Origin of the sequence: Microcystis panniformis FACHB-1757 (genome assembly GCF_001264245.1) — a bacterium.
Taxonomy (GTDB): Bacteria; Cyanobacteriota; Cyanobacteriia; order Cyanobacteriales; family Microcystaceae; genus Microcystis; species Microcystis panniformis.
In genome coordinates this window covers 292,384-310,348 of sequence record NZ_CP011339.1, presented here as the reverse complement: position 1 = coordinate 310,348, position 17,965 = coordinate 292,384, and the positions used below count along the sequence as shown (strand labels likewise).

The 17,965-nt window shown below is 41.8% G+C and carries 17 protein-coding genes, 1 tRNA gene and 2 pseudogenes; 6 read left to right on the top strand and 14 right to left on the bottom strand.

Going from position 1 to position 17,965, the window contains the following annotated elements:
• Positions 1–202: 202 nt before the first annotated feature.
• Together VL20_RS01555 and VL20_RS01550 are read right to left on the bottom strand one after the other, a co-directional pair.
• Positions 203–1,855, bottom strand: a complete 1,653-nt coding sequence (locus VL20_RS01555) for a caspase family protein (RefSeq protein WP_284525975.1) — start codon at positions 1,853–1,855, stop codon at positions 203–205.
• 3 nt (positions 1,856–1,858) lie between these two features.
• Positions 1,859–2,386: a hypothetical protein gene (locus VL20_RS01550; RefSeq protein WP_052275399.1), complete on the bottom strand. Its 528-nt coding sequence runs from the start codon at positions 2,384–2,386 to the stop codon at positions 1,859–1,861.
• Positions 2,387–2,474: 88 nt separating this feature from the next.
• On the opposite strand from VL20_RS01550, the gene VL20_RS01545 reads away from it, so the two are divergent.
• Positions 2,475–3,281, top strand: coding sequence for a hypothetical protein (locus VL20_RS01545; protein WP_052275398.1), 807 nt, complete (start codon positions 2,475–2,477; stop codon positions 3,279–3,281).
• A gap of 259 nt (positions 3,282–3,540) precedes the next feature.
• Here VL20_RS01545 and VL20_RS01540 read toward each other — a convergent pair whose 3' ends face one another.
• Positions 3,541–3,861 (bottom strand): hypothetical protein, encoded by a 321-nt coding sequence (locus VL20_RS01540; RefSeq protein ID WP_002796305.1) that lies wholly within the window; start codon positions 3,859–3,861, stop codon positions 3,541–3,543.
• Positions 3,862–3,872: 11 nt separating this feature from the next.
• Positions 3,873–3,995, bottom strand: a complete 123-nt coding sequence (locus VL20_RS32125; protein ID WP_002796307.1) for a hypothetical protein — start codon at positions 3,993–3,995, stop codon at positions 3,873–3,875.
• Positions 3,996–4,297: 302 nt separating this feature from the next.
• Between VL20_RS32125 and VL20_RS01535 the strand changes: the two genes are divergently transcribed.
• The 3 genes from VL20_RS01535 to VL20_RS01525 are packed head-to-tail and all read left to right on the top strand — an operon-like array spanning position 4,298 to position 6,040.
• Positions 4,298–4,528, top strand: coding sequence for a hypothetical protein (locus VL20_RS01535; RefSeq protein ID WP_002775250.1), 231 nt, complete (start codon positions 4,298–4,300; stop codon positions 4,526–4,528).
• Positions 4,525–4,842: a ParE family toxin-like protein gene (locus tag VL20_RS34025; RefSeq protein ID WP_167341529.1), complete on the top strand. Its 318-nt coding sequence runs from the start codon at positions 4,525–4,527 to the stop codon at positions 4,840–4,842. The genes VL20_RS01535 and VL20_RS34025 overlap by 4 nt, the downstream gene beginning before the upstream one ends.
• A 10-nt stretch (positions 4,843–4,852) precedes the next feature.
• Positions 4,853–6,040, top strand: a complete 1,188-nt coding sequence (locus VL20_RS01525; RefSeq protein WP_052275397.1) for an RNA-guided endonuclease InsQ/TnpB family protein — start codon at positions 4,853–4,855, stop codon at positions 6,038–6,040.
• 190 nt (positions 6,041–6,230) lie between these two features.
• Here VL20_RS01525 and VL20_RS01520 read toward each other — a convergent pair whose 3' ends face one another.
• The 3 genes from VL20_RS01520 to VL20_RS01510 all read right to left on the bottom strand — a co-directional run bounded on the left by VL20_RS01520 (position 6,231) and on the right by VL20_RS01510 (position 8,421).
• Positions 6,231–7,655 (bottom strand): AAA-like domain-containing protein, encoded by a 1,425-nt coding sequence (locus VL20_RS01520; protein ID WP_052275396.1) that lies wholly within the window; start codon positions 7,653–7,655, stop codon positions 6,231–6,233.
• A gap of 189 nt (positions 7,656–7,844) precedes the next feature.
• A complete protein-coding gene (locus tag VL20_RS01515; protein WP_052275395.1) occupies positions 7,845–8,192 on the bottom strand; it encodes a YkgJ family cysteine cluster protein in 348 nt (115 codons plus the stop codon).
• A 157-nt stretch (positions 8,193–8,349) separates the two neighbouring features.
• A tRNA-Val gene (locus VL20_RS01510) sits at positions 8,350–8,421 on the bottom strand.
• 81 nt (positions 8,422–8,502) lie between these two features.
• On the opposite strand from VL20_RS01510, the gene VL20_RS01505 reads away from it, so the two are divergent.
• Positions 8,503–9,039, top strand: coding sequence for a metal-binding protein (locus VL20_RS01505; protein ID WP_046662393.1), 537 nt, complete (start codon positions 8,503–8,505; stop codon positions 9,037–9,039).
• Positions 9,040–9,058: 19 nt separating this feature from the next.
• Here VL20_RS01505 and VL20_RS01500 read toward each other — a convergent pair.
• From VL20_RS01500 to pipX, 5 genes and pseudogenes are all read right to left on the bottom strand, one after another.
• Positions 9,059–10,578 (bottom strand): annotated as a pseudogene (locus VL20_RS01500) (ArnT family glycosyltransferase).
• A gap of 238 nt (positions 10,579–10,816) precedes the next feature.
• On the bottom strand, positions 10,817–11,629 hold the full coding sequence (gene proC, locus VL20_RS01495) for a pyrroline-5-carboxylate reductase (protein WP_052275394.1): 813 nt from the start codon (positions 11,627–11,629) through the stop codon (positions 10,817–10,819).
• A gap of 125 nt (positions 11,630–11,754) precedes the next feature.
• Entirely contained in the window at positions 11,755–12,327 is a 573-nt protein-coding gene (locus VL20_RS01490; protein ID WP_002788446.1) for a cell division protein SepF, read from the bottom strand.
• 321 nt (positions 12,328–12,648) lie between these two features.
• Positions 12,649–13,308 (bottom strand): YggS family pyridoxal phosphate-dependent enzyme, encoded by a 660-nt coding sequence (locus tag VL20_RS01480; RefSeq protein WP_052275393.1) that lies wholly within the window; start codon positions 13,306–13,308, stop codon positions 12,649–12,651.
• A 3-nt stretch (positions 13,309–13,311) separates the two neighbouring features.
• Positions 13,312–13,584, bottom strand: a complete 273-nt coding sequence (gene pipX / locus VL20_RS01475) for a transcriptional coactivator PipX (RefSeq protein ID WP_002733869.1) — start codon at positions 13,582–13,584, stop codon at positions 13,312–13,314.
• A 508-nt stretch (positions 13,585–14,092) separates the two neighbouring features.
• On the opposite strand from pipX, the gene VL20_RS01470 reads away from it, so the two are divergent.
• Positions 14,093–15,634: an NAD(P)H-quinone oxidoreductase subunit N gene (locus VL20_RS01470; protein WP_052275392.1), complete on the top strand. Its 1,542-nt coding sequence runs from the start codon at positions 14,093–14,095 to the stop codon at positions 15,632–15,634.
• Positions 15,635–15,733: 99 nt separating this feature from the next.
• Here VL20_RS01470 and VL20_RS01465 read toward each other — a convergent pair.
• Positions 15,734–17,767, bottom strand: a pseudogene (locus tag VL20_RS01465) (N-6 DNA methylase).
• The gene (locus tag VL20_RS32115) at positions 17,764–17,895 is read right to left on the bottom strand and encodes a hypothetical protein (RefSeq protein WP_260441168.1); all 132 of its coding nucleotides are present in this window, start codon (positions 17,893–17,895) and stop codon (positions 17,764–17,766) included. The pseudogene VL20_RS01465 and the gene VL20_RS32115 overlap by 4 nt, the downstream one beginning before the upstream one ends.
• Between the last annotated feature and the right edge of the window lie 70 nt (positions 17,896–17,965).

The following is a 17,965-nucleotide window of genomic DNA, read 5'->3' as shown; positions in this document are numbered from 1 at the left end:
TGGGTATCGAATTGCTGGATAGCTCATAACCTCGTTGAAAAGAATTATGCGATCGCCCCTTGTTTATCCCCTAAATTAAACTTAGAAATTCCGCGATAATAGACATCAACATCGTTAAGTATCGAGTTCTGTGAAAAGCAGATGTTTCCGTGAGCAAAACCCCTAAAATTAGACTTGATAAAAGACCTGAGATCGTTATATTCTACAGGTTACAAGCTTTTGCACGAAAAAGGAAGCCCCCAAAAGGAAGCCCACCACGAACCAAAACCACCAATCCATCCGAAAATACCCAAATCCCCCAAATCCCATGAGGCAGGTGCGCCTTGGGGGCTTCATCACTATAGGTAAGGTCTGAATCATACAACCAACTCCCTCCTTTTCTCCAGCCGACGCGATCGCCGAACTTGTTCCACACTTCCCCATTATACTCTCTCGTACCACGGAGACTCTCATAGATTTCTTTCTGAACGCTGAAGCCGAATTTACCTTTACTAGCTGACACCCAAAGCTGGTCAATGATGCGTAAATCTTCACAGGAAAAGTTCTCAATATCTTCATATCTGAACCAGAACCATCCTTCCTCTTTCCTCTTAGCAGCTTGAAGCATCGCCCTAGTTGTTTCCACATCTGCTTCTTTCCATTTCCCTGCTGCTAGTAGGTCTCGCAGGTTGGTATAATTCACTCCTGTTGACCTCGATATAAGAGTAGCATGCTCGGAGAGCATTCTTCTAGTAATCCTCGCATTCTCTGTCATCGGCGCAGCAACAGTTGTTAGTGAAGAGGGCTGCGTCTGCTGTTCCAGCACTGATGAAGAACTAGACTGAGGATCTGTAACAGGAGTAGGTGAAGGGGTTGGTTTTGGCGTTGGCACAACAGCAATAGATGGGCTAGGTTTAGGAACAGGTGAGCTAGTCACAGGAGGAGGTGAAGGGGTCGGTTTTGGCGTTGGTACAACAGCAATAGATGGGCTAGGTTTAGGAACAGGTGAGCTAGTCACAATAGGAGGGGTTGTTTCAGTTTTTTGATTAAAAGCAAATTCTCCTATTAAAGAAGATGAAGTCCAAGGAACTTGATAATTATTAGTATTTTGGACAACATCAGAGCGTACTTTTCGCAGCATTGAATCCACTTCCATATTGGGAGTTTTAATATATTTCAATAAGTAGGAAGTAAATAATCCATTCCGTCCAGTACCATCACTAGCGACTTTTCCCGGTGCAGTGGCAAAAGCAATTAAAGTTCCTGATGTTGCTTGCGATGGTGCTGTTAATCCCCTGCTAGATGAACGCCAAAATTTACGAAAAGGATTATCCCGACAAGCATCTAAAATCACAATATTAATTCGATTACCCGCATCTTCCATTCTGCCGAGTATTTTCCCCAAAGGCATTGACTCATACTCAACATCTTTTTTATATTTAATCTGAGCATTAACAGGAATAAGATAATTTTCTCCTTCTACCTCCATTCCATGACCTGCATAATAAAATAAACCGACATAACCTTGATTAATTCGAGTGGTAAACTGATCGAGAGCATCATCCATTTGTCGTTTAGAAGAATCCTTGAGCAAAATTACCTCAAAACCTAATTCCTTCAAAGCATTAGCCATATCTGTGGCATCATTAAGCGGCGTATCAAGCTTACCAACTTGGTAATTTGCATTACCAATTACTAGGGCGATCCGCCTCTGCTGTTGCTGCTGTTGTGTATTTGGACGATTTTGGGTAACAGCTTGATTGATGCCCTTAAACGGCAAAAATTTGCCTCGCTCAGGAGACATCCACATCGCAACACTTAGGATAGTTGTTGTGATGATTAAATAACCCAGAAGTTTAAGACGAGAGATAGACATAATTTATTTTTTGGGCATAGTAAAGGCTTCTAATGTCATTTTTTGAGGCGAGTTAAAACTAATTTTAGATAGTACATGAACCTTGTCTTTGATATTAAGTAGCTTTCGTAATTCTTCAGGTGTTAATACCCTATTTAAGTTGACTTTAGCCGACTGGGGAGGATTTTGTAACCTTAAAGCCGTGACAGGAACTCCAGGCCAAGTTTTAACATAACCTCGGATACGAGAAGGAAGAGGTTCACCCTCAATCCAGACATCTCCTTGAAATTCTATCGATTTAACTTGATTCAGAGGAACTGTTTCTGAATCACCCCCCGCCGACAGCCTCAAACTTGCCTGATTAAAAGCTGTTAACCGTCCCGTCAGAGGATTTCCCCGCTTGAGTACCACCGTCGCCTTATCCGGTACAGCCACCTCTAACGCCGTTTCCTGACTGCGGACAGAACCCTGAAGCCATTCTAACCGCCTATCGCTTGCTACTCCCAGCAACAGCAAAGAGAAAATACTCCCCCGCAAAATAGCTTTCATCATCCGATTAACCCCTCAATATCGAAATAAATAAGAGATGATAGAATTTTAACATCTCCTTTTTCACTTCAACCATCCCAAGCAGTTTGTCATGACTGATCCCGACAATTCCTCAGAATTTAATCCTCTCGGTAAACTAATTAGTGTATTGGTTTTATTAGCCGCTGCTCTTTACTTTACCGGCTGGATTTATCGCTGGGCATACTTTAGCTTTTTTCATCTCGAAGTTACGACTCTGAGTCTTCCTAACGAATCCTTTTATTTTGCCGCTTTTCAAACATTTTTTGGAGACCTTTGGGCAATTCCTAGAAAAATCCTATTTTTATTGGTGATTATAGGTGCTACTGTCATCACCTTTGCCGGACAAAGATGGCTGATAAAATATCTGAAAAGATTACCGATTGCTTTGAGTAAATCTCAAGCTAAGATCGTTAATTTTTTATCATCCCTATTGAATGAATTTATTATCGTTATTTTTGTACTGATGGCTCTTTTTTGGCTGGCAACCTGGCAAGCAAAAGATGATGCTTGGAAAGATGCTGTTAATGAAACTTCTTCTTTACCGATTGTCACGATTGTTATGCCTCAAGATGCCAGTTTAGGACGAAAATTTAATAATCCCTTAGAAAGTCGTTCCACAAAAACTAACTTACCTAATTTTAGAATTATCGGCGATCTTCAATCCTACAAACGTTTATTAGATAACGAACTTAATGATATTAGTAACCCTGATAAACCGAGAATTTGGCGACTGTTGCTCAAAGGCAATGGTTATTCCTATATTTTCCCAGCGTTACCAAAAAAAGAAGCTAAATTAACCTTTCCCGTCGTGATAGTTTATGAAAGAGATAACGGTGTTCAATTGACAATTCTTAATTCTTCCATGTCCCAACCCTAGCATCTAAAACATAAGTAGGTAGGTGTTAAAAGTTATAAGTTCCCCCCTTATCAAGGGGGGCAGGGGGGATCCCCCGGCCTATCGGCACCCCCCTTATCAAGGGGGGCAGGGGGATCAGTAGAGGATGATAAAGTGTTGAGTCGGTTACAAATCCGGTCAAAAAACCAAAATTAACAATCCGCCGTAACGCACCAATTCTATCATTAATTCTACCTGAATATCAAACAGGAACCAGAAGCCTGTTCCGCGGCAGTGGAAGTTAGGGGTTGCTAACAGGGGGAACAGTGATGACAAAGCGGATGACAGTTCCGATAACTGCTGTTGCCAAGATGGTAATTAATGCCCAAATTTGGGCTTTCTGGGAGCCTTTAATCTCTTTTAAATCACCTTGTAAGGTGTTGAATTCTCCCTGTAATGCCTTGAGATCTCCCTTGACTTCGGCCTCGAATCTGACTTGAACAATCCTGATCTCTGTGACATCTTTCTGGAGCGCGTCTAGCTTCTGATTGGTCTCTTTAAGATTCTGATTAATCTGGTCTAGGATTTTTCCTAAATCGGTTTCGATGGTGAGGCCGCTCATGGGTTAGACTCCTAATTAATTGGTGCTGTTGTTTCTGACTTAGATTTCAGTGTTTGAACAAATTGTAAAACTTTTTGTTGCTTTTCTGGTGTCAGTTCTCGCCATTGTTCAAGTAGTTCTTCTTCTTTACCCATAAATACCTCGCTCTTGAATTATAAATTGTTTGGTTTTGAGCAAGGCTCATTAAGTAGCTGGTTATAATTAAATTAAAAATGGATTTTAGGTTCGATCCCCCCTGCCCCCCTTGATAAGGGGGGTGCCGATCCCCCCTTAGTCCCCCCTTAATCCCCCCTTGATAAGGGGGGCATCTGACAACTTTTAACGCCTACCTACTTAATAAAAACCACTCCAGACACAGAGGAAACAAAGATCATATCATTTTGGGTTTGCGGTGGACGTTGTAGAATAGAGAAAACCTACTACGCTGATAGATACCATGCCCTCTCCTGCTATTACCACGATCATCAAGATGGTTGAGTCTCTGCCTGATGAGCTTCAAGAGCAGTTAGTAGAGTATGTTCGAGCTTATATTGCAGAAATTGAAGAAGAAAAACGATGGGATCAGTCGTTTAAACAGACGAAGAATAATCTAGTCGCAGCAGCCCGAAAAGCCAAAGAAGAGATTGCAGCAGGATTGTCCGCGCCGATGGATTATGAGCAGCTATGAATTCCGCGACATTGCCCTCATTTTGGCAGAAGTATCGCGACTTGAAGCCAGCAGTCAAAGCCGGAGCCAGGAAAGCATATCGGTTATGGGTAGAGAATCCGTTTCATCCGTCGTTAAATTTTAAGTGTATTGACAGCGACGAAGATATTTGGTCAGTGCGTGTAACGAAGAGTCATCGAGCTTTGGGAGTGCTGTCAGGGGATACAGTGACCTGGTTTTGGATTGGCGATCATCGAAAATTTGGGTCTGAAACCCCGTCGTTCTACGACGGCTTTACTGTTAAATATGAGCATCGTTTACGAAATATATGCTAAAATGTGAGGTATGGAAAAAGCCTATTCGTTTCGATTTTACCCCACACCCAAACAAGAGTCGCTATTGCGGCGCACGTTGGGCTGTGTAAGATTAGTTTACAACAAAGCTCTCCACGAACGAACACAAGCTTGGTATGAAAGACAAGAAAGAGTAGGATATACTGAAACTTCTTCAATGCTAACCGATTGGAAAAAACAAGAAGAATTAGACTTTCTCAATGAAGTAAGCTGTGTACCTTTACAACAAGGGTTAAGACATTTACAAACAGCTTTTACTAATTTCTTTGCTGGTCGTACTAAGTATCCTAACTTTAAGAAAAAACATCAAGGAGGAAGTGCCGAATTTACCAAATCTGCTTTTAAATTCAAAGACAAACAAATCTATTTAGCTAAATGCACAGAACCTTTACCTATTCGATGGTCAAGACAAATACCAGAAAGCTGTGAACCAAGCACAGTAACAGTCAGATTACATCCTTCTGGACGTTGGCATATTTCAATAAGATTTGATGACCCAACGATTAAGCCTTTACCAGTAACAGATAAAGCCATCGGAATTGACTTAGGAATTAGTAGCCTTGTGATTACCAGCGATGGTGACAAGGTATCTAATCCTAAGCATTTTAAGAAACATTATCAGAGGTTGCGAAGAGCAGCGAAAAATCTTTCTAGAAAACAGAAAGGGTCAAAAAATCGGGAAAAAGCAAGAATCAAAGTAGCCAAGATTCACGCTCAAATCACCGATAGCAGAAAAGACCATTTACATAAGCTAACCACTCAATTAGTTCGTGAAAACCAAACGATTGTGGTTGAGAATTTAGCCGTCAAGAATCTGGTCAAAAACCCGAAATTATCTCAGGCAATATCTGACGTTAGCTGGGGTGAAATCACCCGACAATTAGCCTATAAATGCCGTTGGTATGGGAGAAATTACATCGAAATAGATAGATGGTTTCCTAGTTCTAAGCGGTGTAGTAATTGCGGGTATATTGCTGAGAAAATGCCGTTAAATGTTCGAGAGTGGGATTGTCCAGACTGTGGGACTCACCATGACCGAGATATTAACGCCAGTAAAAATATTTTGGCCGCAGGGCTTGCGGTGTCAGTCTGTAGAGCGACCATAAGACCAGAACAGAGTAAATCTGTTAAGGCAGGTGCGAAAAATCCTTCGGGAAAGAAGCAGAAACCCAAATCGTGAGGTTTGGGAATCGCCGTCCGTTTTACGGCGGCGAGGATGTCAAGATGAGTACGAAAAGTTTTATTCGTAAAACACAGGAACTACAAGCCTATCCCACCATAATGACATTGTTGATTTTCGTTGAGGATGTTGATGGTGATAACTTTAACAATCGTAGGCTGTGTTAGTCGAGTGCCTAACGGACTATAAATTACATGGCATAGCGACTTTTTTCGGAAGTATCAAAGTGAGCAAGCGTAATTTTTTTGGCGAAGATAGAAGTTTTTCGAGGCAAAAAAACAGAACGTTGCCGGAAATATTCGCTAAAATATTGACGGTAGAGAGGACAACTGACTCGGCAAAACTTACCTTGTCGGTGAATCAGTCCGAGACTTTCTAGGTGAAAAGCTGCCATTAAATCAATTTCTATGTCTTTTTCCGCCATCACCACCTTAGCAAAGATAGCCGACAAATTGCCTTTTAAGTATTGTAGATGCCAAAGTAAACGTTTAAGATGATCTGCAAAAATATTATTTTCCTCGTCGATCGAAGTAGCTAAAATGCTTTCTAGGGTACAATTACCCCGAGCAAGATGATAGCAAGCAAGACGAATTAAATAGGGATTACCCCCTAGAAATATCCGTAATTTTTCGGAGTCAAAATTCTGATCTAATCCCTGTCTTTGACTTAATTCTCGTACTTGTGGGCTGGTAAAATTAGGCAATTCGATCGGTAAACCAAGACTAAAAGGAGATTGATAGGTATCTAAGGTTTTATCAAGCTCGTGTGCAGGGGAATAGGCAACAATTAAACGTAATTTTTGCCAGAGGGGTTTGTTTTTGCCTTCCTCGTGCCAGAGGTGCAGAATACTAAAAAATTCTTCCCCTAGCTGTGGATAGGGTAAAAGATATTCAAGATCATCAAAGGCAAGCACTAAAGGGTGATCGAGATGGGAGAGAATATGCTTTTCTAGATAGATTTTACAGTTAATTTTACCCCCTAAGAATTCATCCCAATCCTCTGGGAGATGATTGTCTAAATCTAACTGACGACTAATACTAACACAAAGCCAACGCAGACAGTGATTTAAATCTTGAAAAATTGATCTTTCTGCTAACCGAAAACTGAAATAAAGTGTATGGTATTGCTGTTGTTGTGCATGATTAATAATTCTGGCCATCAGGGAGGTTTTTCCCATTTTTCTGGGTGCGTTAATCCGGATCAGACTACCCCCGCGCAAGACCTCTTGATAACAAGTCTGTTCTAGATTGTTTCTGTTAATATAAAAGGGGGAATCGAGGGGGACTTGTCCCTCTGGTAATTCAGCCAATAGTTGAGGATTAATACTATTAGTTTCTGGTAGGTTAGGACGATAATAATCGCTATTTTCTAAAGTTAAATTAAAAGCTTGAAAACAATGTTTCAGGGTTTGTTTATCCACTCCCGATTCACAAGCAAATACCTTCATCAGAGTATCTACCCCTAAAAGAGTTTTCTCGCTGAGGACTTCTAGGGTGAAGCGATAACCGCAATTATCCCGATATTCCGCTTCTTGTTTGGCAGTAAGTAATTTTTCTAGTCCCGTGGTGGTGAGGATAACCCCGCGTCTGCGGCGCTGTTTTTCCGGTTTTTCCATGATAGTTTTTCCCTGTCCTGAACTCAAACTCTGCACCTCTAGAGGTTTCGAGTTTCCTATAGACTTCTCCTCAACAGGGAAACAATCAATTCCGTAATTTTACTGGTTTAGCCATTGAGAAGCTAGGGACAATAACCAGAACACTTGTTTTCTTCTCCGTCTGAGTTATTTCTGGGATAGGGATAAATCTTAGCCTACTTGCTGACGATAGCTATTCATTTCTAGGCTATCTTCCCCATAAAGATCCTCAATGTGTTGATGACAGCAATCGATCGCAAATTGATCGAATTCTCCCGGTTCAATTTGATACATTTTGGCAAAAATATCGGGTTGAACACGACAAAATTCTGGTCTCTGGTCATAAATGGTACAGAGACGGGTTTGGCGATCAAAGTTTATACACCAACCATCTTCCCCCACCATGCTGAGATATTGACTTAATTGTGCGGGGGTAAGATATTCTTCTAAGTCAGGACGCTCATCGGGATTTAGTTGACAACAAGCTCCACAATTTTTAATACATTTCCAATTGGCCATATAACCGGTGTGCCGCAACGAATTAATCCTAGTACCTACTGACTAGCTTACTAGCAAATAGTCGCAATTTTGCCTTCCAGCAGCAATTCCCCTCAATAGTTTTAATCTAAACCGGCGATCGGGTATGAAAGCTTGACGAGGCAAGGATCGAATAAAATGGGCGTTGTAAGGGTCGAACTTACGGCATCCTGCTTGTAAGGCAGGCGCTCTACCACTGAGCTAAACGCCCGAATTAATTTCGTACTTTCTCAGCATAACACATATTTTCAAAAAAGTATATTATTTTTTTGAGCGAGTTAATTTTTTTCCGATGCCCTCTGGTCGAACTCACGATCGCATTACCCTAATTCTGCTGCCACCGATTGCGGGGGCGAGTTTTTTGGTCAGTGGCAGTGGTAACTTAACCCTGTTACTGTTGGCCAGTTATTTGTTTAGCGGATTCCTGTTTGGACCAGATCTGGACATCCACTCGGTACAGTACAAACGTTGGGGTTATCTGCGCTGGTTGTGGCTACCCTATCGTTCTATGATCCGTCATCGCGGTTGGTTATCCCACGGTTTATTGATCGGCACGGTCTTTCGGTTATTTTATCTGGGTAGTTTTCTTTTACTAGCGGCGATCATCATCATTCCCATCCTGCAAAGTTTCTGGGGTATAGACTGGGATTGGCGACTGTGGCCGCAGCAAGCGATCGCATTATGGCAACAGTATCCCCGGGTAGCGATCGCTATTTTCCTGGGTTTAGAATTAGGGGCGATGAGTCATAGTTGTAGTGATTGGATCGGATCTGCCTATAAACGTTCTCGAAAAGTGGCTCAAAAACCGGTAAAAAAGAAAAAACGTTAATAGTCCCCGTCCACAATTTCTAATTAGCCTTACTTTGATATTCTTGCCAAGTTTTCGGACTGATAAAGAGAGTTCCTTTTTCTTGCTGATCGGGAAACTGGATATAATTTTTCTCTAAATAATCCTTGAGTTTTGGTGATTGCAGAAATTGCTTTTCAAATCGATAGAGGAAAACTAAATCCGGCTGTCTTTTTTCGATGACTTCTAGGATAAAATCTCCATCAAGATTCTGATTGATAAATCTCTTTCTGGTCATGACAGCAGTTTCTGGGGTGTTTTCAAGAAATATTGATATATGTAGTGAGGATTGTCGGTTAACAGGAGTTTATCGGAGTTTTTAAATTTTTCAAACACAGCTTCTGCTAAAAGAGGTTTATACTTTTTGTTAAATTGAACGTAGGCATTAATTGCAGGATCACGATTGGTAATTATTCTCAAGGTATTAAAGAGAAATTGACCAGAAAGGGAGAGAAAAATCAGCATTTTGAGAACTAATTCCTGGGTTATTTTTCGATTTTGCCTAAATTCTCCGAGGCTATCAGTAATTTTTAACTGTTCGACAAACAAGGCAATTATCCAAACGGCGGGAATAATTAAATGGATATAGTAATAGGGCCAAATTGGCGCGACTGTGGCGAATCTAAATAGATTAGAACCCAACCAGATCAAGGGCGGTAAAAGTGGTATTATATTGCGAGTAAAAACCATCGCTATAATAGCGATCGCTGTCACGATTAGATAAATTGGTTCGTGCTGTAGGGCGCTTTGTAAGAGAGTCCATAAGGTGAGATTTTCTTGAGTAAAACTAGAGGCAACGCTGACATGAGATTTAATAATATTTTCGTAGGAAAAAGGAAAAATAGTCAGGGAACCCAAGACAAAGACTAAAACGACAGCGACTGACCAAATAACAATATCAATGATTCTTTTAATAAAGCTACTTTGTTGATTGAGAAAAATAATTAAAGCTACAGTTGGGATAATAGTAATGCCTGAAAGTTTAATTTGCAGGGAAAAAACGAAAGCAATGGCACTGAGTAAATACAGTCCATACTTAAGCTTACCCGTGAATTGAACGGCTTTAAAGATGATAAAAATACTTAAGATTGTAAAAAAAAGTGAGGGTAACTCCCGCAACATTGTCGTTGATAGGGTAATATACACTAGACAGGTTGAGAGAATAAATACCGATAAACAAGAAGCTAATATTCCGCAATTAACTCTCAGAATTAGATAAAAAATTCCTAACATAATTGTGGACAAAGAAAGCACCATAAGGCGCGCGGCATGGATAGTAAATCCTGTCACGCTTAACCAACTATTTAGTAAAAGAGATAAACCCGATAAATGATCGTGCCAAACTTGTTCGTAGAGACGATAACCTTGTTTAGTGACGTAGGCAAGTACCAGGGCCACCGCTTCATCAAAATTAAGGATATAGGGATAATGAAGCGGGACTTTCCAGAAAACAATCCCCAGAAAAAAAACAGCAATGGCAATTAATGCCATTAAATCAAAACGATTAGATTTCTTATTCATAACTTTTTCTGGACAAGAATTGCTGCGTATCTTATCACAGATCGAGACATCAGTTAAGTAGCTGGTTATAATTAAATTAAAAATGGATTTTAGGTTCGATCCCCCCTGCCCCCCTTGATAAGGGGGGTGCCGATCCCCCCTTAGTCCCCCCTTAGTCCCCCCTTAATCCCCCCTTGATAAGGGGGGTGTCTGATAATTTTTAACGCCTACCTACTTATGGTTAAAAAAGATACAAAAATTACTTTTCGGAACTACGCCCTAAATCTTTAGAACGTTGATAGGCCGCCACTACTGCCTCGATAATAGTCGATCGAAAAGAGCCTTTTTCTAATTGTCTCACCCCAGCAATCGTGGTTCCCCCCGGGCTAGTGACGCGATCCTTTAATTCCCCCGGATGTATGGCCGATTCTTTTAACAGGGTTGCCGTCCCTAAAACTGTTTCTATGGCCAATTGAGACGCAATTGATCGCGGTAATCCGGCCGCCACACCACCATCGCTTAAAGCTTCCACCATCAAGGCCACAAATGCCGGGCCCGATCCCGATAATCCCGTTACCGCGTCCATCAAAGCCTCGGGAACTTCCACCACCGAACCGACCGCAGCAAAAATATCTCTAGCTACGGCCAGATGTTCCGGTTCCGCATGACGACCGGCCGCCATCGCTGTAACCCCTTGTCCCACCGTGGCGGGGGTATTAGGCATCGTCCGGATGACGGGCCGATCGGGAAAGCCCATTTCTAGGCGATTGAGGGTAACTCCCGCTAAAATCGAGATAATTAGGGGTTTTTCGGGTATTCCCAGCAAGCTATTGACTACTTGCTCTAAAATTTGCGGTTTTACCGCTAAGATTAACACCTCGGTTGCTCTGGCGGCTTCCCGGTTATCCTCACTGACTTGTACTCCGTAGGTATTCACCCAAAAGTTGCGCCGTTGGGATTGGGGTTCACTAACCAACACCGCTTCCGGACTATAAATATTTTTTTTTAATAAACGGCTGAGAATGGCCTCGGCCATCACTCCACCGCCAATAATTCCTAAACGAATAGACACAGTATTTTTTAAAGTAAAAAGTAAAAAAGAGAGATTTAGCTATCCTACCAAGAAAAAACGCATCCTCTCGATAAATCGATCGATTTCTAGCTTCGACAAACCTGACGAGAGGACTATGGCAGGATTCATTGAGCTAATCGACTGCTTTCGGCTCCCCAAGCAGGTGCGGAGGAAACGGGACGAGCCATTTTCGGGTTATCAGCGATATCGTGAATAGTTCCGGAAAGGGTGCTAACTTTAACGCAGCTGGGGGTAAATAGGAAAATACTCTCACCGATGCGTTCTTGATGACCATCAATTGCATAAGTGCCACCGGCGACAAAATCCACGGCTCTTTGTGCTTCTTCGGGATCCATGACGTTGAGATTTAAAACCACCGATTTGCGTTCTCTCAGGGTTTGGATAACTTGGGGCATTTCCTCGAAGGAATGGGGCTCGATCACGACTACTTCTGCATTATTGTTGTTAATACCTGGCATACCGATCACGTTGCTTCTGTTGAGTCCCATAGATGTGGCTGTATTGAGATTTAAAGGTTCGCGTTGACGACGATTAAGGGGTTCTTCTTCTTCGTTTTGATCCTTCTCTTGGGGGGAAAACTGTTCCCAATTCATTTCTTCGTAGTCGGTTTCATCTTCGTCTTCTGGTTGTTCGGAGATACCGACAAAATCTTTGAGCTTGGTAAAAATGTTGTTCACAGTCTAATGTCCTTCAAAAGATTTTTTTGGGTGGTCTTGTCTAGAGTCGGGGTTATTTATTGGCCTTTAACAATTCTTGCTCTCATTTGGTACAGGGGAACTATTTTGTTAAGGGTTCGTCATTTTAGTCGTCTGGAGGCAGCGGTTAGTTCCCTCTTTTCAGTTATCAGGTATCAGGGGGAATAGTTTTCAGGGATTGGGAAAAAGTCCATTCCCCATTTCTAACCACCAGTTTCTAGACTGAACGTTGTAATTTTAAGATATATTGTCACGGATTATTAAATTTTCTAGAGGTTTTTTCTGTAAATTTACGCCGATGGTTCAGTAAATGCGATCACCAAAAATACCAGTTCCCACCCGGATCAAAGTGGCTCCGGCCTTGACGGCCAGGGGATAATCGTTAGACATCCCCATGGATAGATGGGGCAGGCATAAACTAGAGCTATTCTCGATTATTTGGGCTAAATCGCTGGTTTTTTCAAAGGCGGCTAACTTTTCCTCAGCCGATAATCCCTGGGGCAGAATTGTCATCAAACCTTGAATTTTTAGCTGTTGACAGTTGACTAAATCGGGAAGAGCTGCTAAGAGTTCGGCCTTGTCCCAACCGAACTTATCGGGATCGGGGACAACTTTCACCTGTAGCAAAACTTGGGGATTAATCTCTAATTCCCCGGCCAGGCGATCGAGTCTTTGGGCTAATTTTAAACTATCGAGGGAATGGATTAAATCAAAAGATTCTAGGACTTTGCGGGCTTTATTTGCCTGTAGATGCCCGATAAAGTGCCAAGAAATATCTGGGAGGTCTTTTAGTTCTTGCTGCTTCGAGATTGCTTCCTGTAGCTTACTTTCGGCAAAATCTCTCACTCCTGCTCGGTAAGCTTGACGGATATAATCGCTCGATACCTGTTTACTGACGGCAATCAGACGCGTGCCGGGGGGTAGGGTAAGACGGATGGACTCGATACGACTAGCGATCGTCATGAACTAGACTGAAAAGGTTTGTTGATAAGTTTGGTTGAGACTGTTAAATTCTTGCACATTACTGCCCCGGCGCAAATTTCGCAGCCGGTTTTCCACTAAAAGACGAGCATCGGAACGACTAATCGGATCGAACGAGACTTTTTTTGGTCCCACCGTCACCAGAAAAAAAAGACGTTGGGCATAAAGAGTGGTGAATAATTCCCGATGTTCTTCTAATAGACACACTCTGTATAATAGACCGAAAGTGGGATGATTGAGATAGGTTTCGTTACTCATTCAAGCGATCGCTAAAGGAAAAGGATTGAGCGAACTAGAAAATTTTTCCACAAAAAAATCAAGCGGATGGCTCAAAAACAATTGATTTTTCGGGTGTTTCCCCTAGCCTGATTTTACCAGAATCCTTCAACGACAACTAACGATGCCAGTCTATGTCATGATTTCCTGAGTTTTCACTTTTTCCCTGTTAACGTGGATACATTTCGGTGACAAGTTGTCACCACCAGAAATTAGCTCGGCTGCAAAAATCAAAGATTTTCCCTTAGCTGAGGAGACTAGGAGACAAGAGGATAAAAAAGACAATGGACAAGTATAATACCCATAAAAGCTAAGATTATCTCAAATTTATCTGGTTTTTTAGAAATTTTAACCCAATAGCGGCGATCGGTGAACTGAAAACTCACATCTGATCACTGATCACTGATAACTGATCACTGAATCGCTGATCAAATGCCCTAAGCTTGTATTAAGCCTTTTTTAACTTCAAATTCCTTTAACCTCAATCAATATGGATTTTTCTAGTCTTGTTGCCAGTCAGCTAAACGCCGGCGTTATCTGGCCCGAAGGAATCCTGATTATTACCCTGATGGTGATTTTAATCGGCGATTTAATCGTGGGACGGAGTGCCAGAAGTTGGCTGCCCTACGTTGCGATCGCTGGTCTGCTCGCTGCTGTGGTTGCTCTCTATTTTGCCTGGGACAATCCGAAACCAGTGGCCTTTTTAGGGGCTTTTGAGGGCGATAATCTCAGTATCGTCTTTAGGGCGATTATTGCTCTTTCTACCGCCTCCACAGTGCTGATGTCTATCCGTTATGTGGAACAAGCGGGAACCTCCCTAGCGGAATTCTTGGCCATTATGCTCACCGCAACCCTCGGGGGAATGTTCCTATCTGGCTCTAGTGAATTGGTGATGATCTTCATCTCCCTAGAAATGCTCAGTATTTCCTCCTATCTAATGACCGGTTACATGAAGCGGGATCCTCGATCGAACGAGGCTGCTTTAAAATACCTGTTAATTGGAGCTTCTAGTTCGGCGATTTTCCTCTATGGTGTTTCCCTTCTCTACGGTTTATCCGGAGGTGAAACCAGTTTAAGTGCCATTGCCCAAAAATTAACCGATGTTAACGGTGGTCAGTCCTTGGCCTTGGCGATCGCATTAGTTTTTGTGATTGCCGGTATCGCCTTCAAAATTTCGGCGGTTCCCTTTCACCAGTGGACCCCTGATGTGTACGAAGGTTCACCCACTCCCGTGGTCGCTTTCCTCTCGGTGGGTTCCAAAGCGGCGGGTTTTGCCCTAGCAATTCGCCTATTAGTGACGGTTTTCGGTCTAGTGAGCGAACAATGGCGGTTTATCTTTATCGCTCTAGCAATTTTGAGCATGATCCTCGGCAACGTGGTCGCCTTAGCCCAAACTAGCATGAAACGGATGTTAGCCTATTCCTCGATCGGTCAGGCGGGTTTTGTCATGATTGGTTTAACCGCCGGTACTGACGCGGGTTACTCTAGCATGATTTTCTATCTGTTAATTTACCTGTTCATGAACCTAGGGGCTTTTGCCTGTGTGATTCTCTTTGCTCTCAGAACTGGAACCGATCAGATCGCTGAGTATTCGGGACTCTACCAGAAAGATCCGCTGCTAACCCTCTGTTTAAGCATCTGTCTCCTCTCTTTGGGGGGAATTCCACCTCTAGCGGGCTTCTTTGGTAAGATTTATCTATTCTGGGCCGGTTGGCAAGCGGGACTTTATGCCCTCGTCCTCGTTGGTTTAGTCACCAGTGTGGCCTCGATTTACTACTATATCCGTGTGGTCAAAATGATGGTGGTCAAGGAACCCCAAGAGATGTCCGATGCGGTGAAAAATTACCCCGTTATCAATTGGACTCTTACCGGGATGCGTCCCCTACAGGTGGGTATTGTCCTCTCCCTAGTGGCGACTTCCCTGGCCGGTATCCTCTCCAATCCTCTCTTTACCCTAGCGACGGATTCCGTCACCACTACCCCCATCCTACAATCGGCGGCCCTGGCGACGCACATTTCCCGGGCGAATTGAGAATCCCTGTTGATTTATCCTAGCTATTCTAGTCCTGTCTTAAGGTTGGGATAAATCAACCACCTTAAGACTTTTTCTAAGCTTAACCTGCTTTTTGCCTTACTCAAATTGGCCAAGTAAAAGACTCATTTCGTTAACAACATTCTCACTTGCTTTTAACGATTCTTTTCTAATTGCTTGAATTTCAGCCATACTTTTGGCGATTCTCTGCTGTTCAGATTTGGGTGGAATAGACACTAAAACTTTAGACAAATCATCTACTAAAATAGTAGGAATGGCATGACCTGTCATATACCTTTTAATCTGACGCAAAAAAAAGTCTGTTCGCATATATACTAATAAAAACAAAGGCTCGACTCCCTGAATATTTCTTAATACTGAAAATCCATTTGAGCAAATTGCCCCGTCTTCATCTTCTGTGATTAGGGCTGTTGCTTGGCGTGGTGTTCCCGTGCTTGCTCCTGAAATTGCTGTAATAATATCACCTTTGTACAATCTATAAGTTGCACGAGATGGGGCCTCATGTGCCTTGATTATTTGTTGGGAAACAACTTGCATTGTACGGTAATCAACATCGGAAATAGCGATATATCTAATTTCACTATCCCTGGCTAAACGAAAATCAGCTCAATCTCTCAAAATATCGGCAATTTCACCTAAAGGTTTCGCTCCAATAGATTTCAGATGTTCTAATAATTTTTGGTCATTGGGTAAATAATGTTCGGCATCCAGTCTCGAATTGAGCAGTGTGTTTTTAACTGTATAAATACAATCGCTGTTTTGTGCAAATTCGCCATTGATAAATGACCTAAAAGAGTGAGAAATATCATCTATATCATCGTCAACTATTGGCAAACCTGATTTTGTTCGGGCTATAACTCCCGACTCGTTGCGCTTATATATTGTTTGTCCTTTAACGTCATAGCCTATTTTTTTGATTTGTGCCATAAAACAAGAATCATTGTTTGCTGGTAATTTTTGAACTACTAAAAGTGATGTCTTGATTCCTGTACCGTATGGCACGAATGCTTCCGACGGTATGGAAACAACCCCTAATATTTTTGTTTGGGAGCGCAACCAATACCGAATCGGTCCATTAGAGATATTTTGTAATAAACCATCGGGCAGAATAATCGCCATGCGCCCACCTACCCGCAATAATTTTATAGATTTCTCAATAAATAAAATATCGGGCGACTGACCCGCTAAAATGGTTGGGGAAACTTCCCAACTATTGGACGCTGATTTATGCCATTTCCGGGCAAGAAGATATGATTTAAGAATTGTCTGGTCTTCTACTTTGCCTTTATTTCCGAAAGGAGGATTGGTCAAGATAACATCAAAAGAATTATTTAATTTTTCATCTTCGATAAGCGCATTAGTGCAGATAATTTCTGCACCTGTGCCACCTTCAAAAACTAAACGAATCATTCCGGAAAGGGCGACATCGGGATTAAATTCAATTCCTGTAATACTTTCTTGCACAAAACTTGCTATATTGAACTCTGGATTATTTTGTCGAACATGGTTGATTGCTTGAATTAAAAAACCACCACTTCCGCAAGCAGGATCTATAATTTTTTCGTTTGGTTTGGGGTCTATCATTTCAACCGCAAGGCGGACAATTGGATGAGGGGTAAAAAATTCTCCCCTATCTCCACGCTGGTGTCTATTTACAAAAGTCTGGAAGGCTTCCCCTTTTATATCCCCAGATGTTTTAGTTAAATTAATGTACTGTAACCTGCCTACAATATAAGCAAGAGTCAAAGGTTTTAACTTGAATGTGTCATCGGTGAAAAATCCCCGATAATGATTCTTGATGGAGGTAAATAATTGACTAAGACGCGACATAAATTCATCGGACTTATTGGCGACGATGGCTTTATATTCACTTGCTGTAACGCCAAAATTTACAGATTGCTTGGCAGATTTTTCATCATGAAGTTTGATGATGATTAGTTTAACCATCTCGTGAAAAATCTTGTCTTTGAGCATTCCTTCGTTGGCGTAAATATAATTATGGCACTCTTCAAAAACTGCTGCAAGATTGTTAGAAGGTCTTAATTCCTGAATTTGGGGGAGTTTTTCAGGTAAAAGGCTGTCTTCAGAAAATAACAATCCTTGCTCTTTCATTTTTCCAGTTTGATTTGACCGTTTTCCGTTGCGAGTTGTTGAATAGATAAACTATTTTTAGCCTCGACTGCATTCCTAGCAAACCAGTCTTTTAGTGGACAGAGATCATCGCCATCTTGATTAAACAAGAACTTGCTCCTGTAGCTAATTATAGAATATAAATTAGAGTATGTCAAGAGATAAAAAATTCAGTTTAAT